Source organism: Marinomonas lutimaris (assembly GCF_019426345.1).
GTDB lineage: Bacteria > Pseudomonadota > Gammaproteobacteria > Pseudomonadales > Marinomonadaceae > Marinomonas > Marinomonas lutimaris.
In genome coordinates this window covers 1-2,931 of the sequence record NZ_JAHLLW010000045.1, presented here as the reverse complement: position 1 = coordinate 2,931, position 2,931 = coordinate 1, and the positions used below count along the sequence as shown (strand labels likewise).

Below are 2,931 nucleotides of genomic sequence, written 5' to 3'. Positions count from 1 at the left end.
TTTGCTAGCGCCCAAAAAGTAACCAAAAATTCGCTTTAAGACCTTTAATGCCTGATTTTTTTCATAGGCGCATTATTGCTTCCTACGCGCCTTGTATCGTAAGGCATAGATTGTTTTTACTGCTGTGGGAAAGGATATTTTTAACTGACTCTGAAACTCCATAAGGTCGCGCAATCGGGATTGCGTCGAAGTGACTTATTCGGGATTTCAAGTTCAGAAGGCTAAGTCAACTAATCACTAAATCATCTCCCCTTTATTCAAAGGAAGGTGATATCTTGTATCGTAGACAAAAGGGGAAGGAACAAAGACATATCCGCCGCCCCAAACATAATGAGCGAATAACATTTCGACGAGGGAGGCGGTAGTTTCGAGGAATAATGTTATTCGCTCAATGATTACAGCAGTTTAACCATTAAACACGGGGATGATCTCTCTGCCGTATTTGGCGATGATTTCTTCTTCGTCGCCGCTGTCTAGGTAGATGTTAAACTGCGTGGTTCCCGCTGTTTCTAGGTCTTTGATCTTGGCTATATGATCTTCAACGGTTCCCAATACACAGAAGCTTTTCACTATATCTTCAGTGATGAAGTCCAAGAATGGGTTGTCGCTTTGGCCATGTTTTGAATAATCGTAACCACGGCGTTTTTCGATGTAATCCGTCAAACTTTTTGGTACTAAACCTGAATCGCTGCCGTATTTTTCTACGATGTCTGCTACGTGGTTACCCACCATGGCAGGGAACCATTTAGTGTGTTCGATACAATAATCCATGTCACCAAAGTAAGCTGGCGCTGCGGCTTGGATCTTGAAGTTAGACATATCACGCCCTGCTTCTACGCCTGCGTTAATTGCTTGATCTTTAAACCATTTTACCAAGTCTGGATCGCCAATTTGCAAGATCAAACCATCGCCTACTTCGCCCGCTGTCGCCAAGGCTTTCGGGCCATAAGCGCCGATCCAAACAGGCAATTCATAACCAGTCGCCCAAGGCAATTTAACGGGCTCAGGGCATTCGCCGTATTCCACTTCTTCACCGCGCACCATGGCTTTTACCTTGGTGGTAAATTCCGCAAGACGCGCTAGTGTCGCAGGTTTTTTGCCCATGACACGCATGGAAGAATCGCCACGACCAAGACCGATGTCGAAACGACCATTACTTTGATGCGCCAAGCTCGCGTATAAGCTGGCCGACAAAGACCAGTCACGAATATTCGGGTTAGTCACACAAGGACCAAAACGCATAGTTTTGGTGTGCTCCATACACATTGCCATGGCCACAAATGACTCACGCCACAGGATATGTGAATCGTAAAACCAGCAATAAGTGAAGCCAGCGGCTTCCGCCTGACGAACAAGATTTCGTGCGCGATCTGGGCTGACGAAGCCTTTAAACGTAATGCCAAATTCCATAATGTGTTCCTCTTGTGATTATGCTTTTTAATATTTTTAAAAATTTGAAACTGTGATTAACAAAGTATTGGAGAGCGCAGTCGCCATAAACTAGTGTCCATCTGGGGGGCAGATACGAACTCCCGCATGAGAAAACGGCACCTCTTTCGAAATATTCAATCGAATCAAAATCGGCGTTAGCGCTTCAACGCAACGGGCGCTTTCGGCCAAACCCGCGTTATAGGCTTTGGTGCCCATTTTTTCGATCAAGGCCATGACGCGTTTTTTGGCATCAAGGTCATTGCCGCACACCAAGATGTCGCAATTGATGCCACGAGATAAATCATTCAAGGTCACCGCTGACACGTTATGTAAGGCACCAACAACCGGGATGTCGTCGCCCAATAGCAATTGAGCCGATTCTGTCACCGAGCCTGCTTCAGGCATCACCACAGCTTTTGGGTTACCCGGTGCCAATGGCACAACGATGTCGACCAAGGTTTTGCCAACGAGTAATGGTGCTAATGCGGTCAAAGTAGCATCGTGACCACTATAGGGAACCGATAAAATCACCAGATCGTCTGCGGCTTTGGTCGCGTCTTCCATCGACAAGCCCGTAATGTCCGCCTGACAATCCTGTTCCGCCAAGGTGGCGATAAGCTGCTGTGCGGTTTCTGCTGCCTTGGCAGGATCACGAGAGCCCAATACCACGCTGACGCCAGCCAATGCTAAACGCAGGGCCAGTCCTTTCCCTTGCGGGCCGGTTCCGCCAATGATGGCGACTTTATTGTTTGCTTCGTCTTTCATCTAAAAAGATCCTCGTTGTGAGCACGAATCAGGTCTCGGCTCGAACTGTCGGTTTTTGGCCAAGATAGGCCGCGGAATACAATCACTGGCGACTTGGCGCTTTTTTCCATCAGTAACCCAGATGCTGCTGCCAGTTCATCAGCAAAGGCTGGCGCGGTGACACTCAAAGGTCGTCCAAAGGCATCCAACTCACCCAACATGTGCATCACGCCTGGCACATTCGCTAAGCCAATCGCCACGTTGGTTTGCCCCAATCGCCAAGGACGACCAAAGGTGTCGCTGATCACCACACCCAAATCACAGCCAAAATGTGCTTCTAATCTGTGACACAGTAATCGCGCACTTTTATCTGGGTCTTCGGGCAGTAAAATCAGTTGCCCGGGATGGTCGGCATTGGATTCATCCACCGCCGCATTAGCGCAGATGTAGCCATTTTTATGCTCGGCGATCAGCACGCCTTCTTCTTGATCTGGTCGCTTCATTGCTCGCACAATGCGCGTCGATTGCGAAAGAATAACTTCGACTTTACGTGGGTCTTTATTAACCGTTTTCGCCAACTCGATGGCCTCTTCGCTGGGCGTGATGTCATCTAGATAAGCAAATGCACCTTCGCTTTTCGACACCACTTTTTGCGCGATCACTAGAATGTCGCCAGCTACCAGCGTTTGATTTTGCGTAGTTAAGGTATCAATAATTTTTTGCGCTAAATCATCACCTTCCCGAAAGTTCGGTAAG

The 2,931-nt window shown here is 47.9% G+C and carries 3 protein-coding genes; all 3 read right to left on the bottom strand.

Translation table 11 applies throughout. The features are described from left to right. Positions 1-405 precede the first annotated feature (405 nt). Positions 406-1,410 (bottom strand): TIGR03842 family LLM class F420-dependent oxidoreductase, encoded by a 1,005-nt coding sequence (locus KPL72_RS20965; protein WP_219704342.1) that lies wholly within the window; start codon positions 1,408-1,410, stop codon positions 406-408. 90 nt (positions 1,411-1,500) lie between these two features. Continuing rightward, the gene (npdG, locus tag KPL72_RS20960; RefSeq protein WP_219704341.1) at positions 1,501-2,196 is read right to left on the bottom strand and encodes an NADPH-dependent F420 reductase; all 696 of its coding nucleotides are present in this window, start codon (positions 2,194-2,196) and stop codon (positions 1,501-1,503) included. Beyond that, on the bottom strand, positions 2,193-2,931 hold a 739-nt coding region (cofE, locus tag KPL72_RS20955), incomplete at its 5' end, for a coenzyme F420-0:L-glutamate ligase (protein ID WP_219704340.1). The genes cofE and npdG, both read right to left, overlap by 4 nt.